Below are 20,425 nucleotides of genomic sequence, written 5' to 3' on the forward strand. Positions count from 1 at the left end.
TCCGAAGCGGTCGACCGCACAGGTGACGATTTCGTACCAGCCTGGAGGCTCAAGGTGACGCGCATCAGCTGCGGAGGGCGGTCATGACTTCCGTCCTCGTCTGCGACGACTCCCCGCTTGCCCGAGAGGCGCTTCGCCGCGCGGTCGCGACCGTGCCCGGCGTCGAGCGCGTGACGACGGCTGCCAACGGCGAGGAAGTGCTCCGCCGCTGGGGAGCCGACCGCTCGGACCTGATTCTGATGGACGTGCGCATGCCCGGCCTGGGCGGTGTCGAGACCGTCCGGCGGCTGCTGTCCGCCGACCCCGGCGCACGGATCATCATGCTCACCGTCGCCGAGGACCTCGACGGCGTGGCACTCGCGGTGGCCGCCGGCGCCCGCGGCTATCTGCACAAGGACGCCTCCCGCGCGGAGCTGCGTGCGACGGTCACGCAAGCTCTCGCCGACCCGACCTGGCGGCTCGCCCCGCGGCGGCTGCGTTCGGCGGAGATGGGTGCCGCGCCCACGCTCACCGCGCGTGAGATCCAGGTCCTCGAGGGCATGAGCCACGGCCGCTCCAACGCCGAGATCGGCCGCGAGCTGTTCCTCTCCGAGGACACCGTCAAGACGCACGCCCGGCGGCTCTTCAAGAAGCTCGGCGCGTCGGACCGGGCCCACGCGGTGGCGCTCGGATTCCGGTGGGGCCTGGTGCGCTAGGGCCTGTCCTTCGGGCCGGGCCGGACCGGACCGGCTTCGGTGTACGGCACCGAGTGGTGGTCGGCGGGTGGGGGCACGTGGAAGCGCCCGCCCGGACCGCACAGGCGTGGACCGCGCCCGCGCGGGATCGCGCCGGACACGGGCGACGCCCCTGGCGCGGGCTGCCGTCACCCTGCCGGACGCGGACGCTGCTCCGGCAGGACGCGTACCGCGCAGGGCGGCCCCGGACCGATCCGGACGACAGGTCCCGCGGGCGTCCGCGCGCACCTCGTCGGCAGAGGCGTGAAACGCCTGGTCCACCAGGGTGCCGAAGCCGGTTGCCGAGTGCCCTGTGCCTGTTTCGCCGCGGATGACGCATCCTTGAGGTGTGGAGTTCCTCGGGGACAAGTCGGTCGAGCGGAAGGGGAGGGCGCAGGCGATGAGTTCCGGCGCACCTGCTCATAACGCTTCGGTGCACAACAACGGGCGGGGTGCCGCGGAGCCGACGCCCGCAAGGCACCATGGACCGATGCGCGACGACGAGGCGGGCACGGCCCACGGGGCGATCGGTGCGCTCGTCCACCGCGCCGTCGACGGAGACGAGCAGGCCACGCACGATCTGCTCGCCCACGTCCACCCCCTGGCACTGCGGTACTGCCGCACCAGGCTGTCCCGGCTCCCGGGCGACGCCCGGCACTTCGTCGAGGACCTCGCCCAGGAGGTCTGTGTGGCGGTGCTCCTCGCACTGCCCCGCTACAGGGACACCGGCCGCCCGTTCGAGGCGTTCGTCTTCGCCATCGCCGCACACAAGGTCGCCGACCTGCAGCGAGCCGCCATGCGCCACCCCGGTCTGACGGCCGTGCCCTCCGACGAGATGCCCGAGCGTCCCGACGACTCCCTCGGCCCGGAGGAGCGCGCTCTGCTCAGCAGCGACGCCGAGTGGGCCAAGAAACTGATGGCCAACCTGCCCGAGAACCAGCGCGAGCTGCTTCTGCTGCGGATCGCCGTGGGCCTCACGGCGGAGGAAACCGGCCAGATGTTGGGAATGTCACCCGGTGCCGTCCGGGTCGCCCAGCACCGCGCCCTGAGCCGGCTGCGCGCGCTGGCGGAGCAGTAACCGCCACTGCCGCCACTGCCGGGACCGTCCGCCGCCCGGCCGCCCCGCGGGCGCTGAACGGGCTCGCGGTCGATTCCGTACGAACATACGAAGACCGGAGCCTCGCGGAACCATGGAATGAGACAGCTCTCCTTCCCGTTAGCATGGACATCCGCACCGATCAAGGCCATTTGGGGAAGGTGTCATGACTGCGAACGTCGACGGAGTGCCCGGTAAATTCGCGACACTCGGGCTGACCTACGACGACGTGCTGCTGCTGCCGGGCGCGTCGGACATGGCGCCCGACGAGATCGACACCGCCTCGCACGTCTCCAGGAACGTGCGGGTCAACGTCCCGCTGCTGTCCGCCGCCATGGACAAGGTGACCGAATCGCGCATGGCGATCGCGATGGCCCGCCAGGGTGGCGTCGGTGTCCTGCACCGCAACCTGTCCATCGAGGACCAGGCGAACCAGGTCGACCTGGTGAAGCGTTCCGAGTCGGGCATGGTGACCGACCCGATCACCATTCACCCGGACGCCACCCTCGCCGAGGCCGACGCCCTGTGCGGCAAGTTCCGCATCAGCGGCGTCCCGGTCACCGACGGCAACAAGAAGCTGCTCGGCATCGTCACCAACCGCGACATGACCTTCGAGACCGACCGCTCGCGGCGGGTGCGCGACGTCATGACGCCGATGCCGCTGGTCACCGGCAAGGTCGGCATCTCGGGCGCGGAGGCCGTACAGCTGCTGCGCCGCCACAAGATCGAGAAGCTTCCGCTGGTCGACGACCACGGCGTCCTCAAGGGCCTGATCACGGTCAAGGACTTCGTGAAGGCCGAGCAGTACCCGAACGCGGCCAAGGACGGCGAGGGCCGGCTGCTGGTCGGCGCCGCGGTCGGCGTCGCGGGCGACGCCTTCGAGCGCGCCCAGGCACTGATCGAGGCGGGCGCCGACTTCATCGTCGTCGACACCGCGCACGGCCACTCCCGCCTCGTCGGCGACATGGTCGCCAAGATCAAGTCGAACTCCGCCGGCGTCGACGTCATCGGCGGCAACATCGCCACGCGCGACGGCGCGAAGGCCCTGGTCGACGCGGGCTGCGACGGCATCAAGGTCGGCGTGGGCCCCGGCTCCATCTGCACCACGCGTGTCGTCGCCGGCGTGGGCGTGCCGCAGGTCACCGCGATCTACGAGGCCGCGCTCGCCGCCAAGGAGGCCGGTGTCCCGGTCATCGGCGACGGCGGCCTGCAGTACTCCGGAGACATCGCCAAGGCCCTGGTCGCGGGCGCCGACACGGTGATGCTGGGTTCGCTGCTCGCGGGCTGCGCGGAGTCGCCGGGCGAGCTGCTGTTCATCAACGGCAAGCAGTTCAAGTCGTACCGCGGCATGGGGTCGCTCGGCGCGATGCAGACCCGCGGCGACCGCAGGTCGTTCTCCAAGGACCGCTACTTCCAGGAGGGCGTCGCCTCCGACGAGCAGCTCGTCCCCGAGGGCATCGAGGGCCAGGTGCCCTATCGCGGCCCGCTCTCCTCGGTGGTCCACCAGCTGGTCGGCGGCCTGCGCCAGTCGATGTTCTACGTCGGCGGCCGGACGGTGCCCGACCTGCAGGCGAACGGCCGGTTCGTGCGGATCACCTCCGCGGGGCTCAAGGAGAGCCACCCGCACGACATCCAGATGACCGTCGAAGCACCCAACTACAGCAGCGAGCGCTGACAGCACCACAGCCGCAGGCGCTGACGGCCCGCACGGGCGTGTGACGCACACGCGTGTGACGTACGCGCGTGTGACGTACGCGCGTGTGACGCACGGGCGTGCGACAGGTTCGTTCCAGTCGTCCGAGGGCGGCCCGGGAGAGGTCCGGGCCGCCCTCGTCGTTCGTCCGGGGGGACGCGGAGCGACGCGGGGTGATGCGGGGCGTGACGGTCGGGGATACTGGAAGGCGCTGCAACGCATCAGGGAGAGGCCACAGACGTGACTGAGATCGAGATCGGGCGCGGCAAGCGCGGCCGCCGGGCGTACGCCTTCGACGACATCGCCGTCGTTCCCAGCCGCCGTACGCGGGACCCGAAGGAGGTCTCGATCGCCTGGCAGATCGACGCCTACCGTTTTGAGCTGCCGTTCCTGGCGGCCCCCATGGACTCGGTCGTCTCGCCGGCCACGGCGATCCGTATCGGTGAGCTCGGCGGCCTCGGCGTGCTGAACCTCGAAGGACTGTGGACGCGCTACGAGGACCCGCAGCCGCTGCTCGACGAGATCGCCGAGCTGGACGCCGAGACGGCCACGCGCCGCTTCCAGGAGATCTACGCCGCCCCCGTCAAGGAAGAGCTGATCGGGCAGCGCATCAAGGAGGTGCGCGACTCGGGCGTGGTCACCGCGGCCGCGCTCTCCCCGCAGCGCACCGCGCAGTTCTCCAAGGCCGTCGTCGACGCCGGCGTGGACATCTTCGTGATCCGCGGGACGACCGTCTCCGCGGAGCACGTCTCCGGCTCGCACGAGCCGCTCAACCTGAAGCAGTTCATCTACGAACTCGACGTGCCGGTGATCGTCGGCGGCTGCGCCACCTACACCGCGGCCCTGCACCTGATGCGCACCGGCGCGGCCGGTGTCCTGGTGGGCTTCGGCGGCGGCGCCGCGCACACCACCCGCAACGTGCTCGGCATCCAGGTCCCCATGGCCACCGCGGTCGCCGACGTGGCGGCCGCCCGCCGCGACTACATGGACGAGTCCGGCGGCCGGTACGTGCACGTGATCGCGGACGGTGGCGTGGGCTGGTCGGGCGACCTGCCCAAGGCCATCGCCTGCGGCGCCGACGCGGTGATGATGGGCTCCCCGCTCGCGCGCGCCACCGACGGTCCCGGCAAGGGCAACCACTGGGGCATGGAGGCGGTGAACGAGGAGCTGCCGCGCGGCAAGAAGGTCGACCTCGGCACCGTCGGCACGATAGAGGAGATCCTCACCGGGCCGTCGCACACGCCCGACGGCTCGATGAACCTCTTCGGCGCCCTGCGCCGCGCCATGTCCACCACCGGGTACAGCGACCTGAAGGAGTTCCAGCGCGTCGAGGTGACGGTGGCGGACTCGCAGCACCGGCGATGACGTGATGCCGCGCCCGCACGGAGCGCGGTGCGCACGACGCCCTTGAGAGCGAGGACGGGGCCCGGCCATCCACAACGGATGGCCGGGCCCCGTCGCATGTCCACGAGGGTGGTGCGTGGTGATGGGGGCGCGTGGGGCGCGAGGAGGGCGCGCGGTTGCCTTCGGCGTGAATATCGGGAGATGGGCCGATTCGGGGCGGTAATGTCCGTGTCCGGCGGCCCAGTTCTCCGGGACGCCCCCTTCCAAGGACACGATCCGGACCCCGCCCTTCGGGGCCCGGCCCGATCCGAACGGACCGCCCAACCGGGCTGACGGGCGGCCTCGTGGAAGGGGGCGTGCCCATGGGTCGCCACCGCAAGCCCACCCGCTGGGACCGGATCCGTCTGTGGACGGTGAAGTGCCGGAGGAGGTGGATTCTGCGGATTTTTGGATGGTGAGCGGCCACCCCTAAGAGACATAGGGGTGGACACTCCGTGATCCATCCGGAGCCCGCCGCAGTAGCCTCTGCGGTGGGCTCCACCTCTTTGTACGGTACCGGATTCGCCGATGGCCGGTCCGGTGCCGGGGGAGGTGGGTCCTGCGGATTTTTGGATGGTGAGCGGCCACCCCTACGAGACATAGGGGTGGGCGCTCCGTGATCCATCCGGAGCCTGCCGCAGTGCCTTCTGCGGTGGTCCCCGCCTGAATCCCAAAATACCTGCGCCGTGTGCCGCCCACCATCAGCTCTTGAAGCACGGGACGCCGTGGGCGCCCCCCCTCGTCCCTCTCACAACCGGTGCGCCGCCCCCGTCGGAGTGGCCCCGCGGGTGTCCAGCAGCAGCTGGGCCTTCACGGACAGGCCCTGGAGGTCGTACGTGCGGTGCTGCTGGAGCAGGATCGTCAGGTCGGCGTCGGCGGCGGCCTCGTACAGGGAGTCGGCGCGGGGGAGGGGGCGGTCGAGCACGCTCCAGGACGGGACGTGCGGGTCGTGGTAGCTGACGGAGGCGCCCAGCTCCATCAGCCGCATCGCGATCTCCCGCGCGGGGCTGCCCTGCTGGTCGGCGAGGTCGGCCTTGTAGGTGACGCCGAGAAGGAGCACGCGTGCGCCGCGGGCCGACTTGCCGTGCTCGTTGAGGAGCGCGGCGGCGCGCTGGACGACGTAGTGGGGCATCCGGCCGTTGACCTGCTGGGCGAGTTCCGCCATCCGCAGGGTGCGGCCCGTGTGGGCGGTGAGGTCCTGGGCGAGGGCGTGGCCGCCGACGCCGGGGCCGGGGCGGAAGGAGTGGAAGCCGAAGGGCTTGGTCTCCGCGCAGCGGATGACGTCCCACAGGTCGACGCCCAGGTCGTGGCAGAGCACGGCCATCTCGTTGACGAGGGCGGTGTTGACGTGCCGGAAGTTGGTTTCCAGCAACTGCACGGTCTCCGCCTCCCGCGGGCCGCGCGCGCGGACGACCTTGTCGGTGAGCCTCCCGTAGAAGGCGGCGGCCGACTCGGTGCAGGCCGGGGTGAGACCGCCGATGACCTTCGGGGTGTTGGCGGGGGTGAAGTCGCGGTTGCCCGGGTCGACGCGGCTGGGGGAGTAGGCGAGGTGGAAGTCGCGGCCCGCGCGGAGGCCGGATCCGGATTCGAGCAGGGGGCGGAGGAGTTCCTCGGTCGTTCCGGGGGGTACCGGGGACTCGAGGATCACCGTGGTGTGCGGGCGCAGCCGCGCGGCCAGGGTGCGGGCGGCCGCTTCCACCGGGCCGAGGTCCGGCCCGCCCTCCGCGCCGCGCGGGACCGGCGCGCAGATGACGGCGGTGCGCACCCGGCCGAGCTCGGCGGGGCCGGTGATCGCGCGGAACCCCTGGGCGGCCATGCGGCGCAGTTCGGCGGGGCTGAGGGAGGCGGTCTCCGGGCCGGTCCGGTAGCCGATGGTGGGGATGCCGGCGGCGACGGCGGCCTGGGCCAGGGGCAGGCCGTAGGGGCCGAGTCCGATGACGGCGAGATCTGCGGGCATGGCGTGGGCCGTCCTTCCCAATAACCGAAGCGGGACAGGCGCGCAAGCTCGGTGGACAGAACGAGCGAGCGCAATGTCAGACTAGGAGTAAATATGACCGATATGCGGTATTGGTCGGCCGAGTTTCGCTGAGTCGCGGTGAGAGTTGTCCACAGGTTGGGGGCGCGTGGTGGCTGGAATCGGGCAACCCGGCGAGAATCTGGGCATGGGGGAAGGGGGACCGGGCTTCGCCCGACGGGTGCGGCCGATGCGACCGACGAGCGGGAGGCAGCGGTGAGGACAGCGACACTGGGGCCGGCGGAGCGCGCCGAGTCACTCGCATCCATGGCGGAGCGTGAACTGGACGTACTGGTGGTGGGCGGTGGCGTGGTCGGCGCCGGCACCGTACTGGACGCCGTGACACGCGGCCTGTCCACAGGGCTGGTCGAGGCACGTGACTGGGCGTCGGGCACGTCCAGCAGGTCCAGCAAACTCATCCACGGCGGCCTGCGCTACCTGGAGATGCTCGACTTCGCCCTCGTACGGGAGGCGTTGAAGGAGCGCGGTCTGCTGCTGGAGAAGCTCGCCCCGCACCTGGTGAAACCTGTGCCGTTCCTCTACCCGTTGCAGCACAAGGGCTGGGAACGGCTGTACGCCGGGGCGGGCGTCGCGCTCTACGACACCATGTCGATGGCCCCCGGACACGGACGGGGGCTGCCCGTGCACCGGCACCTGAGCCGCCGTCACGCGCTGCGCGTGGCACCGTGTCTGAAGAAGGGCGCCCTGGTCGGGGCGCTCCAGTACTACGACGCCCAGATGGACGACGCCCGGTTCGTGGCGACGCTGGTGCGCACCGCGGCGGCGTACGGCGCGAAGGTCGCCAACCGCGCACGGGTGACCGGATTCCTGCGCGAGGGCGAACGGGTCGTCGGCGCCCGGGTGCAGGACGTCGAGGGCGGCGGGGAGTACGAAGTCCGCGCCAAGCAGATAGTCAATGCCACAGGTGTGTGGACCGACGACACCCAGGCGATGGTGGGCGAGCGGGGCCAGTTCCACGTACGGGCCTCCAAGGGGATCCACCTGGTCGTCCCCAAGGACCGCATCCACTCCACCACCGGGCTCATCCTGCGCACGGAGAAGTCCGTCCTGTTCGTCATCCCGTGGGGCCGGCACTGGATCGTCGGAACCACGGACACCGGCTGGGACCTCGACAAGGCGCATCCGGCCGCGTCCAGCGCGGACATCGACTACCTGCTCGAACATGTGAACTCGGTCCTCGCGGTCCCGCTCACCAGGGACGACGTCCAGGGCGTGTACGCCGGCCTCCGGCCGCTGCTCGCCGGTGAGTCCGACGCGACCAGCAAGCTGTCGCGCGAGCACACCGTGGCCCATCCCGTACCCGGACTCGTGGTGGTCGCGGGCGGCAAGTACACGACCTACCGGGTGATGGCCAAGGACGCGGTGGACGAGGCCGTGCACGGGCTCGACGTGCGGGTCGCCGCCTGCGTCACCGAGGACACACCGCTGGTCGGCGCCGAGGGATACCGGGCGCTGTGGAACGCGCGGGCACGGATCGCCGCACGCACCGGACTGCACGTGGTGCGGGTCGAGCACCTGCTGAACCGGTACGGGTCGCTGGCCGAAGAGGTCCTGGAACTCATCGCGGAGGACCCCTCGCTGGGCGAACCGCTGCAGGCGGCCGACGACTACCTGCGCGCCGAGATCACCTACGCCGCCTCGCACGAGGGGGCAGGGCACCTGGACGACGTGCTGACCCGGCGGACCCGCATCTCCATCGAGACGTTCGACCGGGGAACGCGCAGCGCACGGGAGGCCGCCGAGCTGATGGCGCCGGTGCTGGGCTGGGACAAGGACCGGATCGAGCGCGAGGTGCAGCACTACGAGAAGCGGGTGGAGGCCGAACGGGAGTCGCAGCGGCAGCCGGACGACCTGACGGCGGACGCGGCACGGCTGGGGGCTCCGGACATCATTCCGTTGTAGGGGAAGGGCCGTCCGCCGGGGCAGGACGATCCCGGCCCCCGGCCCCCGGCCCCCGGCCCCCGGCCCCCGGCCCTCGGGGTTCGGGGTTCGGGGTCACGTTCACTCGAAGGAGTGTCGTGAACTGGGATCTCCGTTCGGAACCCGGCCGTTCTACGGGGTGCGAGGGCAGAACTCGGCCGCGAGTACCGCGGGTTCGAGGCCGGGGTCCGCTATCGCGTCCGTGTTCACCCGGAAGGTGAGGACATGCCGGCCGTCGACGGTGGCCGCGCTGCGCACGTAGCTGCCGGACATGTGTCCGTTGTGCCCCCACACGGTGGTGCCGCACGGAAGTTCCACGGGGTACAGGCCCATGCCGTACGAGCCGTGTGTGGCACGGGTGTCGAGCATCTCGCGCAGCCGGCGCGGGGGCAGCAGTTCACCGCCGAGCAGGCTCGCGTAGAAACGGTCCAGGTCGGCGAGCGTGGTCACCAGCTCCCCCGCGGCACCGGCCACCCGCGGGTCGAGTGCGGTGACGTCGGTTCCGTCGGCGGTGTACGCGCGGCCGTGCGGAGAGGGCAGGGAGGAGCGGGAGCCGGGGAAGGAGGTGCCCGTCAGACGCAGTGGAGCGATGATGCGCCGCTCGGCCTCGGTGGCGTACGAGTGACCGGTGACGTGTTCGACGACCAGGCCGAGCAGGACGTAGTTGGTGTTGGAGTAGGAGTAGCGGCCGGGGGCGGCCGGGGAGTGGGTGAGGGCGATACGCAGTGCCTGACGGGCAGTGACGGGGGCCGTGCCACGGGTCTCCTCGGCGAAGTCGTACAGACCGCTGGTGTGGTTGAGCAGGGAACGCAGGGTCAGCGCGCGGCCGTCGTTGCCCGCTCCCCGCACCAGTCCCGGCAGATGTCTCTCCACGGTGTCGGACAGCGACAGGCGGTGCTCGTCCGCCAGTTGCAGCACGAGCGTCGCGATGAACGTCTTCGTGACGCTGCCGGCGCGGAAGTGGTCGGTCCGGCCCATGCCCTCGCCGGCCTGGGCGTAGCGCGGGCCGGATTCCTCCACGGCCAGCAGGGCCGCCGCCGGGGCTCCACCCCGTGTGACCAGCAGCGGGAGGAGCACGTCGGCGGGATGGGCCGACAGAGCCGAGGAGACCGTCGGTGCCAGGGCGAGCAAGGCCACGGACACAGCGATGGCCAGGAGCGTCCGAGGCGGCGGCATCCGGTTCCTCTCTTGTCGGAGGGACATCATGCAGGGCCGCGGAGTACGTCCTCCACCCGGGTTCCGGGTGCGCCGGGCGCGGGGTACGGCCAGGGGCACCCTGGGCGTGGAGCACTTGTCGAGTGAGGGACAATGAAGGCTCTGTCGGGGCGGGTTGCATGAGGGGACGCATGTCGGAGCCGGAGCGGGCGGGGACAACCCGTCAGGACGAGAGCGCACGTCTGCTCGCCGGGCGGTACCGGCTGGGAGATGTGCTCGGCCGCGGCGGCATGGGGACGGTGTGGCGCGCCGAGGACGAGACCTTGGGGCGGACCGTCGCCGTCAAGGAGCTTCGGTTCCCGTCGAGCATCGACGAGGAGGAGAAGCGGCGGCTCATCACACGGACGCTGCGCGAGGCCAAGGCGATCGCGCGGATCCGTAACAACAGTGCCGTGACGGTCTTCGACGTGGTGCAGGAGGACGACCGGCCCTGGATCGTGATGGAGCTCGTCGAGGGCAAGTCGCTCGCCGAGGCCATCCGGGAGGACGGCCTGCTGGAACCCCGGCGTGCCGCCGAGGTCGGGCTCGCGGTGCTCGACGTACTGCGGTCCGCACACCGCGAGGGCATCCTGCACCGTGACGTGAAGCCGTCGAACGTGCTGATCGCCGAGGACGGCCGGGTGGTGCTCACCGACTTCGGCATCGCCCAGGTCGAGGGCGACCCGTCCATCACCTCGACCGGCATGCTGGTCGGCGCCCCCTCGTACATCTCCCCGGAGCGGGCCCGCGGGCACAAACCGGGGCCGGCGGCCGACCTGTGGTCGCTCGGCGGGTTGTTGTACGCGGCGGTGGAGGGGACGCCGCCGTACGACAAGGGATCCGCGATCGCGACGCTCACGGCGGTGATGACCGAGCCGCTCGAGGAGCCCAGGAACGCCGGACCGCTCAGGGACGTCATCCACGGACTGCTCACCAAGGACCCGGCCCAGCGGCTCGACGACGCCACTGCGCGGGCCATGCTGAACGCGGTGATCAACGCATCCGCGACCAAGGGCGGCGACTCGGAACCGGCGGACGCGACGAAGGTCGTGCCGCTGCCCGAGCAGCCCGGCGGGCGTGGCGGAGGCAGGCGGAGCGGCGAGGAGGCCGGGGAGCGGCTGCGCGGCGCGATGCGGTCCGTACGGAAGGCCGCGGTGTCGGCAGGGGCGGCCGGTTCGGCGGCTGCGACGCGCGCCAAGCCCGGTAGCCGTACCGGCGGTTCGACGGCCGGCAAGAACGCCTCGGCAAACCCGGCCAACCCTGCCACCACGCCGACCACGCCTCGGGCTGGAACCGGGGCCGGGAAGGGGAGCGGGGGACGGCCGAGTGGTCCGGCGGCGAACCGCGGGCCCGGCTCGGTGCGCAGCTCGGTTCCTGGCTCGGCTTCCGGGGCGGCGACGAACTCGACGTCGGGTGCCCGGGATTCGGGGTGGCCCGTGATGACGCCGCCGGACCTGCCGGCGCGGCCCACGCCGAAGGCGTCGCTCACCGATGTGGTGCCGCGGCGGACGCTGGTCCTCATCGCGGTGGTCGTGGTGCTCGCCGTGATCGGTACCGTGCTGGCCCTGACGCTCGGCGGCGATGACGAGGGCGGCGCGGGAGCGAAGGACGGCACGGAGCAGGTTGCCTCCGGCCAGGCACCCAGCGCCGAGACCAAGAAGGACGACGGCTCCGGGGGCGGCGCGGACGACGGCACCCGAACCGACGGCGAGGCAGCCGAATCGAAGGGCACGGGAGCGGGATCCGGCGACGCCGACGCCGGCACCGGGGCAGGCGACAGCGGGTCCGGGGAGTCGGCCAGGGCTGACGGGGACACCTCGGTGGTGGCGACGCACAACGGGAGCCAGGGGTACACGATCGGGCTGCCCGAGGGCTGGAAGTACCAGTCGACGGACAGCGCCGGGGACCGGTTCACCGGGCCCGACGGACAGAGGCTGCTCGTCGCCTGGACGTCCACTCCGAAGGACGACCCGGTGGCCGACTGGGAGAACCAGGAACGCGGCATGGTGCGTTCGCAGTACAAGAGGATCCGGATAGAGGCGGTGGACTACCGGGGGTGGAACACCGCCGACTGGGAGTTCACCTACGTGGACGGCGGTACGAAGTACCGGACCATCGACCGGGGGTTCGTCGTGGACGGCCGGGTCGGGTATGCGCTGATGTACACGGCGAAGGCCGAGGGCTGGGGCGGTGAGCAGCGCAAGGAGACCTGGAAGGCGCTGACGCAGTCCTTTGAACCCAAGTCCTGAGCATGAGCGGCCGCCGGAATGGGGAGTGAGATGTGACATCCCCTCTCTTCGGGTTGCCTCCGGCACGTATCGTGAATGTCCGCGGACCGTACGCTGCCGGAACAGGCCGCTTGGCGAGCGGACCTGACCGACCGTAATGCCGGGGGAGGCGCAGTGGACGAATACGCGGGGCGGGTTCTCGCCGACCGCTACCGCCTGCCGTTGCCGCCGTCCGACGAGTACGAACTGACCGAGACCCGCGCCTTCGACACCTACAGCGGACAGGAAGTCCTCGTCAGGCAGATCCCGTTGCCGGAGGTCGTCGAGGCCGAGGTGCTCGACGCGGAAGGGCTGCCCGACGGTTTCACGGCGCGCGACGGAAGTGCCCGCCGGTCTGTCGGGCGTACGGCCGACCGCGCGAGCACACGGCGGCCCACCGACCCCGTGGTGCGGCGAGCGGTCGAGGCCGCGCAGGCCGCGGCGGCCATCCCCGACCATCCTCGGCTGGATCAGGTCTTCGACGTGTTCGCGGAGGGCGGCTCCCTCTGGATCGTCAGCGAACTGGTGTCCGCCCGGCCGCTGGCGGCGCTGCTGGCCGAGCAGCCGCTGACCCCGTACCGGGCGGCCGAGGTCGCCGCCGACGTTCTGATGGCCATGCGGGTACTGCACGGCCACGGCTGGGTGCACCGGAACATCACCACGCGTACGGTGCTGGTCTGCGACGACGGCCGCGTGATGCTGACCGGGCTCGCGGTCGGCGCGGCGGAAGAGGCGCTGTGCGGGTACGACCCGGTGCCCGTCCCCGACACGTTTCCTCCGGATGCTGCCGCTGCGGCACCTACCGCTGCGGCACCTACCGCTGCGGCACCTACCGCTGCGGCACCTACCGCTGCGGCACCTACCGCTCCGGGTACTGCCGCTGCGGGTACGGCTGTTCCGGGCAGGGCTGTTCCGAACCCTGTGGTGCCGAGGGCGGGTGCGGGCTCGGCAGCCGGGGCGTTGGGACCCGTCGCGCCCACGGGAACCGGTGTTCCGGCACAGGAACCGGGGCGCACTGCGTCATGGCCGCCCGGCTTCACCGCCGACCCCGACCCCGTACACGGCTCCGGTCCCGCCTATGGTTCCGGCTCCGACTCACATCCCGATGCCGCGCGACGGGCCGCCATCGAGGCGCGGGCCGGGCGGCTTCCCGGGGGCGGGGCGACGGACCCGGACACCGGGACATCGGCCGCGGCGGCCGCGCGGGCCATCGACAGCGCCGGAGACGTCAGGGCCGCCCGCGCGGGAGCGATCGCCGCGTACCGGGCCGGTGCCCGTGCCGCCGCCCGGGTGCAGGAGGCGCAGCGGTCGGGCCGGGCAGCCCTGCCCGGCGCCGCTCCCGCCACCGGGGACGGCGACCGGGCCGCCCTCGCACCGCACACCCATGGTTCGTCGGCCACTCCGGGCGGGAGCGGCTCCGGTGCGGTCCCGCCGGGGCAGACAGCCGACCCGTACGGCGTGGAGGCCACCGGCCGGCACGGCGCCACGCCCCGCAGCGCTCCCCCCGCCGCCGGCCGGCACGGGGGTACGGCCCTGCCGCCCGGCGGAGCCGCCCCGCCCGCCGCACGCTGGGACGAGTCTGCGGCCCACGCACCCGCGCGCCGGGGCCCCACCACCGCGTTGGCCGCCGAGCGGGCGCGACAGGCGCGGATGGCCGTCGTCGGCCCCGTGACGGAGCGGTGGGCGCCGGAGCAGGCCGGGCCCGTGCACGAGAACTGGCAGCTGGCCGCGCCCATCGGCCCCGCGACGGACCTGTGGGCGCTGGGCGCGCTCCTGTTCCGGGCCGTACAGGGACACGCGCCCTACCCGGAGGAGTCGACGGCCGAGCTGGTGCAGATGGTGTGCGCCGAGCCGCCCGCGTTCGCCGAGGAGTGCGGGCCGCTCAGGCCGGTCGTGGAGTCACTGCTGCGCCAGGATCCCACCGAGCGGCTCGACTTCGAGGAACTGCGGGGCTGGCTGCGTTCGCTGGTGCGGTCGGCGCCCGAGCCGGAAGCCGGCGTGCACGTCATAGCGGCACCGCCGGTCGACACCAGCCGGCTGCCGATGGTGCGCCGCCGGGGCGAGCTGGTGCGCAGGCGCCGCGCCGGACTGCCGGCGCACCACGGACGGCACAAGCGGGCCAAGCAGGAGGCGGGGTCCCCGCGCCGGCTGGGCCGCACGCTGCTCCTGCTGGTGCTGCTCGTCATGGCCGCGGCGATCACGTACGCCGTGATGTTCATGCCGAAGGCCGGTGAGGAGACCGGGGGCGCGGGGGCGGCCGACCGCACCGGCGCGGCGGGCGAGGCGTCTCCCTCGCAGGATGCGGGCGGCGCGCCGGGATCCGGCTCCGGCGACTCCCCGGCGGAACCGGGGGACCCGAAGAACCCGGAGGGCGGCACCGGGGAGTCCGACGCGGCCGACGAGACGCAGACCACCGACCCCGACGGTCCCGATGTCCCCGAGGGCTTCACCCTGCGCAAGGACCCGGAGGGCTTCCGTGTCGCCGTGGCGGAGGGCTGGCAGCGCACCGGGAAGAACGGCAGCGGTCAGGTCCTCTACTCCAGCGGCGACTTCGAGCTGATCGTCGTCCCGGGCCGGGACAGCGCCGCGCAGTACGGGGACGACCCGATGGCCTATCAGCGGGACGACGAGCGCGAGCTCCAGCCGTACCGCGACTCCAGCTGGGCCACCTCCACCGGTCTGAAGACCATCGAGGTGGGCGGGCGGGCCATGGCCGAGGGCCAGTTCACCTGGACCGGCGACAGCGGCGAGCTGTACATCCGCAACCTCGCCGCGCTGATCGACGGCCGGTACCACGTACTGCAGGTGCGCGGCCCGGAGGGTGAACGGGACGAGGTGACCCGGCTGTTCGAGCAGGCCTCGGTGACCTACCGGTTCACCGGCTGACCCGGCGCCGCACGCCCCGGCAGTCGCCGCTGTCGCATCCGCCACCGCGCGTTCCCCGCAGTGGCAACCATCACAGTGCGGTTTCCATGGCCCGCCCGCTGTTCCCAGGCCGGGCCCCGGAAACCTAACCTGACCTTGTCAAGACCATTGCGGGGCAAGGTGAATCAGATGCAGGGCCTGCTCGTCGCGGGCCGCTACCGGCTGGGCGATGCCATCGGCAGCGGTGGCATGGGCCGGGTGTGGCGCGCGCATGATGAGGTGCTGCACCGGTCGGTGGCCGTCAAGGAGTTGACCGCCGCGCTCTACGTCTCCGACGCGGACCAGGCCATGATGCTGGCGCGGACCCGCGCCGAGGCACGCGCGGCGGCACGGATCAACCACTCCGCGGTCGTCACCGTGCACGACGTGCTGGAGCACGACGGCCGGCCGTGGATCGTCATGGAACTGGTCGAAGGCCATTCGCTCGCCGACGCCGTCAAGGAGCGGAAGTGCGTCGAGCCCCGTGAGGCGGCCCGCATCGGCCTGTGGGTGCTGCGCGCCCTGCGCGCCGCGCACGCCGCCGGAGTGGTGCACCGCGACGTCAAGCCCGGCAACGTGCTCCTCGGCGGCGACGGACGCGTGCTGCTCACCGATTTCGGCATCGCGCAGATCGAGGGCGACACGGCGATCACCCGTACCGGAGAAGTCGTCGGCTCGGTCGACTACCTGGCACCCGAGCGGATCCGCGGCCAGGATCCCGGCCCCTCCTCGGACCTCTGGGCGCTCGGCGCGACGCTGTACACGGCGGTGGAGGGCAGATCTCCGTTCCGCCGCACGTCTCCGCTGACCACCATGCAGGCGGTCGTGGAGGAGGAGCCCGACGAGCCGCGGCACGCCGGCCCGCTCGCGCCCGTCATCAGCGCACTCCTGCGCAAGGATCCGGTCACGCGGCCCGACGCGGCGGCGGCCGAGCAGATGCTCGCCGAGGCGGCGGAGGGGCGGCGGCCCGTCTCGGCGCAGACATACGTCCTGACGCAGGCCGACGGCGGCCGGACGCCGTCGGCACAGACATCGCCGTCGTCGTCGCAGGCGTCGGCACCCTCGCAGTCGCCGATGCCGGTGCCGATGCCGGCGTCATCGCCGTCTCCATGGCCCTCGGGATCGGCGGCGTACGGGCCCGGGGCGGGTTACGGTTCCGGTGCCACGGCCGTCCAGTCGCCTTCCGGAGGCGTCGCCCCCGCCGGGCCGCGGCGGCCCGGGCGCGGGCGTCCGATCGCCCTGGTCGCGGTCCTGGCCGCGCTCGTCGGCGGAGGGACGGCGCTGCTGCTCGTGCAAGGGGGCGACGGCAAGGAACAGGACAACAGCAGCTCGGCGTCACCCTTCGACGGACCGACCTCCACCCCCACCCCCACGTCCACGCCGTCGCCGTCGTCCGGAGAGACCGGCGCGGGCGGCAGCGAGCAGACGGGTGGGCTGCCGGCGGGCTGGGTGCGCCGCGACGATCCGTTCGGCTTCAGCGTCGCCCTGCCCGGCGACGACTGGGAGCGGATCGTCTTCGACGAGGCGACCCGTCAGGTCGACTACACGCCCGACGGCGGCAGGACCCTCCTCCGTATCGCTGTCAACGACCCTCCCGACTTCGACGACTCGTACGAGCATCTGAGCGATCTGGACGAGCAGATAGGACAGCGGCTGGTCGACTACCGGCAGGTGACGCTGGAACGCCGTGTCTACCGCGACCGCGAGAGCGCGCGGCTGGAGTACACCTGGACCGCACTGGCGAAGGACACGGAGTTCCCCGGGCCGTACCGGGCCGTGGATCAGATGTACATCTCCCGTGACGGGGTCGAGTACGCGATCTACATGGCGTCCCCGGCCGAGGACTGGGTCACGACGAGCCGGCAGTTCGAAACGGTCCTGCGGGGATGGCGGGAACCCGACTGAGACGGGCTCCGGTCCCGGGGGGCTCCGGTCCCGGGGGGATCCGGCCGTTCGGGGCCGCGACGGCGGCGCTTGGCCGAATAGGCCTACCGGAGGGACGACATCCGGTGGGGCATGATGGGCCCATGGTGACCGAGGGGGAACCCGGAAGCGGGTCCGCGCGGCACAACGCCCGTGTCATCGCGGGCCGTTACCGCCTGGAGGCGAGGCTCGGGCGCGGTGGCATGAGCGTGGTGTGGCGGGCGACGGACCAACTGCTCGGGCGTGGCGTCGCCGTCAAGGAACTCCCCCTGGACGAGACGCTCACCGCGACGGAGGCCCGTCGGCAGCGGGACCTCACCCTGCGGGAGGCGCGGGCGCTCGCCCAGCTGAGCCATCCGCACATCATCGTCGTCCACGATGTCGTCGAGGACGACGAACGCCCGTACATCGTCCTGGAGCTGATCGACGGCGGTTCGCTCGCCGACCGTCTCGCCGCACGGGGCCCGGTCGACGCGGTGGAGGTCGCGCGCATCGGCATCGCCCTGCTCGGCGCACTGCGTGCCGCCCACGCGTCGGGTGTGCTGCACCGCGATCTCAAACCCGCGAACGTGCTGCTGGAGCGCGGTACCGACCGGGTCGTCCTCACCGACTTCGGCATCGCCCAGGTCGCCGGTGCCACCACGCTCACCGAGTCCGACTCCTTCGTCGGCTCGCCCGAGTACACCGCCCCCGAGCGGATGTCCGGGGCCAGGAGCGGACCCGAGTCCGATCTGTGGTCGCTGGGCGCGCTGTTGTGCACACTGCTCAGCGGCGAGTCGCCGTTCCGCCGGGACTCGATCGGCGGAATCGTGCACGCGGTCGTGGCCGACGAGATACGGCCACCCGCGCAAGCCGGGCCGATCCTGCCCGTCGTGCGCGGCCTGCTGGAACGGGACCCCGCCCGGCGGCTGGACGCGGACCGCGCGGAGGGGATGCTGCGGTCCTTCCTGGAGACGGGCCGCACACCGCAGTCCCCGCCGTTCGGCCACCTGCCGCCCGGACACCCGGCACGCGGGCGGGGGCGCGTGTCCGGCGGCCTCGCCGCCGTGCGCTCGCCGGGGCGGCCCACGAGGAGCGTGCTCGTGGGCGCGCTGGCCGCGCTGGCCGTCGCCGCGCTGGTGGGGGCGGGAGCGTCCGCGGCGCTCCTGTTCCTGGACCGCGGCGGTGACGGGGGCGGGGGCGGTACGCCGTCGAGCACCGGACCGCTGACGCCCGCGAGCCGGCCTCCGGGGCCCCACCCGCCCCGTACGGCGGGTCCGTCCGCCTCTCCCACGCCTTCTTCCACCCCGTCTTCCGCCGCGGTGACATCGGTGACACCTTCGCGGTCCGTGATGTCCGGCACCTCCTCGTCGGGCGCGTAGTCGCATAAAAGGCGGATAAGCCGCGAACGGCGTCACGGGTCTGTGACCGGACGGCACCCGCTGTGGCTCCGCGAGGGCCTGGCGCGATATGGATGGAGCATGAGCAGCAACGGGGGAGCCCGCCACGGCGCGGCCGACGAACCAACGAGTTTCGGTCTGCAACCGCCGAACCCGAACCCGAACCCGCCCGCGTCCGTGCCGCATCCGGGCAACCCGTACGCGACACCCACGCAGGTGGTTCCGCAGCAGCCGCATCCGCAGCAGCAGGCGTCCGGCCGGCCGCCTGCACCGCCGTCGGCGCCGTCGCGGCCGCCCCGCCATGAGCCGTCGCCCCCTCGGTCGTCGCAGGACGACCTCGGCGCCGGCCGGCTCATCGCCGGTCGTTACCGGCTGCTCTCCAAGCTCGGGCACGGCGGCATGGGCACGGTGTGGCGGGCGGCGGACGAGACGGTGGACCGCGAGGTCGCCGTCAAGGAGCCCCGCGTCCCGGACCACCTTCCCGAACGCGAACGTGCCAACGCGTTCGAACGCATGCGCCGCGAGGCCCGTGCCGCCGCCCGGCTCGATCACCCCGCGGTGGTCAACGTCCATGACGTCGCGGTCGTGGACGGGCAGCCGTGGATCGTGATGGAACTGGTCCAGGGACGTTCCCTGGGCGCCGTCCTGCAGGAGGAGGGCACCCTCTCCGCGCGCGAGGCGGCCAGGGTCGGCCTGGAGGTGCTCGGCGCGCTGGAGGCCGCGCACGCGGCCGGCATCCTGCACCGGGACGTGAAACCGGACAACGTGCTGCTCGGCCGGCACGACCGGGTCGTCCTCACCGACTTCGGCATCGCCCAGATCGAGGGCGAGACCAGCCTGACCGACACCGGCGGCTTCGTGGGCTCGCCCGAGTACATCGCGCCCGAGCGGGTGCTGGGCCAGCGACCCGGGCCCGCCTCCGACCTGTGGTCCCTCGGCGTCGTGCTGTACGCGGCCACGGAGGGCGTCTCGCCGTTCCGGCGCAGCAACACGCCCGCGACCCTCCAGTCCGTCCTCAACGCCGCGCCCGCGCCGCCCGCCGCCGCGCGGGGGCCGCTCGCCGAGGTCATCACGGGCCTGCTGCAGAAGGACCCGGCGCACCGTCCGAACGCCGCCCGGGTCCGCGCGCTGCTGGACGCCGTCGCGAACCCGCCCGCGCCCCGGCCCACGCAGATCGTCCACGCCCCGGGCCTCGGCGACGGCCTCGGCGACGGCTCCGGTACCGGTTCCGGCAGTGGATCCGGTGGCAAGGGCATCCGGATCGGCTACAGAACGCTGACCGGACTGGGCGCGGCGGTCGTCGCCGGAGCGGTGGCCGCGTACCTGGTGATCGCGGATCCGTTCGCGGGGCCGTTGCCGGACGACTGGAAGACCCACGAGGAGAGGGACGTCGCTGCCTCCGTGTCGGTACCGAAGGACTACCAGCGCACCGTGCCCGACCCGGAGGACTCCCCGGGCGGCGACAAGGAGCGCTGGGTCAGGTACACGGACCACAGCGGCAGCATCTGGATCGGTCTGACGCTGGACCGGAAGGCCGAGGACGCCGGCAACGAGATCGAGGCCTCCGCCGACGCCGAGATGTACGACGACAACAAGGACTTCAAGGAGACCGGCAGCTACGCCCTCGGCATGCCGGAGAACGCGAGGACGGAGCCGAAGCCGGACCTCACGTACAAGGGGAGGAAGGCCGCGGAGAACACCGTCGTCTACACCACGAACGACAGCCAGAACCCCCTTCCCCGCGAGATGCGGATCTTCTACTACATGACGTCCGACGAGGACATGTACAAGCTCACCATCAGCTACCCGGGCAAGGGCGACTTCACGGAGCGCGGGCGCGAAGTGGCGAAGACCGTGATCGCCAACCTGGACGTCGACAAGCCCTGATCCGGTCCGGGAGGGGCCGTGCCGCGCCCGG

The 20,425-nt window shown here is 72.3% G+C and carries 12 protein-coding genes; 10 read left to right on the forward strand and 2 right to left on the reverse strand.

Annotation, left to right across the window (positions count from 1 at the left end):
- Positions 1-83 precede the first annotated feature (83 nt).
- The 4 genes from ACFWVE_RS12985 (at position 84) to ACFWVE_RS13000 (ending at position 4,867) form a co-directional block, all read left to right on the forward strand.
- Positions 84-695, forward strand: a complete 612-nt coding sequence (locus ACFWVE_RS12985; protein WP_003948568.1) for a response regulator transcription factor — start codon at positions 84-86, stop codon at positions 693-695.
- Between the two features lie 508 nt (positions 696-1,203).
- On the forward strand, positions 1,204-1,791 hold the full coding sequence (locus ACFWVE_RS12990) for a sigma-70 family RNA polymerase sigma factor (protein ID WP_266080582.1): 588 nt from the start codon (positions 1,204-1,206) through the stop codon (positions 1,789-1,791).
- Between the two features lie 184 nt (positions 1,792-1,975).
- The gene (gene guaB, locus ACFWVE_RS12995) at positions 1,976-3,484 is read left to right on the forward strand and encodes an IMP dehydrogenase (RefSeq protein WP_384012154.1); all 1,509 of its coding nucleotides are present in this window, start codon (positions 1,976-1,978) and stop codon (positions 3,482-3,484) included.
- A gap of 258 nt (positions 3,485-3,742) precedes the next feature.
- Positions 3,743-4,867: a GuaB3 family IMP dehydrogenase-related protein gene (locus ACFWVE_RS13000; RefSeq protein ID WP_384012157.1), complete on the forward strand. Its 1,125-nt coding sequence runs from the start codon at positions 3,743-3,745 to the stop codon at positions 4,865-4,867.
- 766 nt (positions 4,868-5,633) lie between these two features.
- Here the strand turns inward: ACFWVE_RS13000 and ACFWVE_RS13005 are convergent.
- Positions 5,634-6,842, reverse strand: a complete 1,209-nt coding sequence (locus ACFWVE_RS13005; protein WP_384012159.1) for a nucleotide sugar dehydrogenase — start codon at positions 6,840-6,842, stop codon at positions 5,634-5,636.
- Positions 6,843-7,115: 273 nt separating this feature from the next.
- Between ACFWVE_RS13005 and ACFWVE_RS13010 the strand changes: the two genes are divergently transcribed.
- Positions 7,116-8,822: a glycerol-3-phosphate dehydrogenase/oxidase gene (locus ACFWVE_RS13010; protein ID WP_384012162.1), complete on the forward strand. Its 1,707-nt coding sequence runs from the start codon at positions 7,116-7,118 to the stop codon at positions 8,820-8,822.
- Positions 8,823-8,972: 150 nt separating this feature from the next.
- Here ACFWVE_RS13010 and ACFWVE_RS13015 read toward each other — a convergent pair whose 3' ends face one another.
- Complete coding sequence (locus ACFWVE_RS13015) at positions 8,973-10,016, reverse strand: serine hydrolase domain-containing protein (RefSeq protein WP_384012167.1); 1,044 nt, start codon at positions 10,014-10,016, stop codon at positions 8,973-8,975.
- A gap of 170 nt (positions 10,017-10,186) precedes the next feature.
- Between ACFWVE_RS13015 and ACFWVE_RS13020 the strand changes: the two genes are divergently transcribed.
- From ACFWVE_RS13020 to ACFWVE_RS13040, 5 genes are all read left to right on the forward strand, one after another.
- The gene (locus ACFWVE_RS13020; protein WP_384012170.1) at positions 10,187-12,283 is read left to right on the forward strand and encodes a serine/threonine-protein kinase; all 2,097 of its coding nucleotides are present in this window, start codon (positions 10,187-10,189) and stop codon (positions 12,281-12,283) included.
- 153 nt (positions 12,284-12,436) lie between these two features.
- The gene (locus ACFWVE_RS13025) at positions 12,437-15,187 is read left to right on the forward strand and encodes a protein kinase (protein WP_384012173.1); all 2,751 of its coding nucleotides are present in this window, start codon (positions 12,437-12,439) and stop codon (positions 15,185-15,187) included.
- A gap of 168 nt (positions 15,188-15,355) precedes the next feature.
- Complete coding sequence (locus ACFWVE_RS13030; RefSeq protein ID WP_384012176.1) at positions 15,356-17,110, forward strand: serine/threonine-protein kinase; 1,755 nt, start codon at positions 15,356-15,358, stop codon at positions 17,108-17,110.
- A gap of 122 nt (positions 17,111-17,232) precedes the next feature.
- Entirely contained in the window at positions 17,233-18,489 is a 1,257-nt protein-coding gene (locus ACFWVE_RS13035; protein WP_384012178.1) for a serine/threonine-protein kinase, read from the forward strand.
- A 99-nt stretch (positions 18,490-18,588) separates the two neighbouring features.
- Positions 18,589-20,394, forward strand: coding sequence for a serine/threonine-protein kinase (locus ACFWVE_RS13040; RefSeq protein WP_384012181.1), 1,806 nt, complete (start codon positions 18,589-18,591; stop codon positions 20,392-20,394).
- The last annotated feature ends 31 nt before the right edge of the window (positions 20,395-20,425 follow it).

The organism is Streptomyces sp. NPDC058632 (assembly GCF_042717095.1).
In the GTDB taxonomy this organism is placed as follows: Bacteria; Actinomycetota; Actinomycetes; order Streptomycetales; family Streptomycetaceae; genus Streptomyces.

What these genes read in the sequence shown, in the direction of transcription:
- ACFWVE_RS13030 (WP_384012176.1), top strand. Translation starts at nt 15,356, where the DNA reads ATGCAGGGCCTGCTCGTCGCGGGCCGCTACCGGCTGGGCGATGCCATC.
- ACFWVE_RS13005 (WP_384012159.1), bottom strand. Translation starts at nt 6,842, where the DNA reads ATGCCCGCAGATCTCGCCGTCATCGGACTCGGCCCCTACGGCCTGCCC.
- guaB (WP_384012154.1), top strand. Translation starts at nt 1,976, where the DNA reads ATGACTGCGAACGTCGACGGAGTGCCCGGTAAATTCGCGACACTCGGG.
- ACFWVE_RS13020 (WP_384012170.1), top strand. Translation starts at nt 10,187, where the DNA reads ATGTCGGAGCCGGAGCGGGCGGGGACAACCCGTCAGGACGAGAGCGCA.
- ACFWVE_RS12985 (WP_003948568.1), top strand. Translation starts at nt 84, where the DNA reads ATGACTTCCGTCCTCGTCTGCGACGACTCCCCGCTTGCCCGAGAGGCG.
- ACFWVE_RS12990 (WP_266080582.1), top strand. Translation starts at nt 1,204, where the DNA reads ATGCGCGACGACGAGGCGGGCACGGCCCACGGGGCGATCGGTGCGCTC.
- ACFWVE_RS13035 (WP_384012178.1), top strand. Translation starts at nt 17,233, where the DNA reads ATGGTGACCGAGGGGGAACCCGGAAGCGGGTCCGCGCGGCACAACGCC.
- ACFWVE_RS13015 (WP_384012167.1), bottom strand. Translation starts at nt 10,016, where the DNA reads ATGCCGCCGCCTCGGACGCTCCTGGCCATCGCTGTGTCCGTGGCCTTG.
- ACFWVE_RS13040 (WP_384012181.1), top strand. Translation starts at nt 18,589, where the DNA reads ATGAGCAGCAACGGGGGAGCCCGCCACGGCGCGGCCGACGAACCAACG.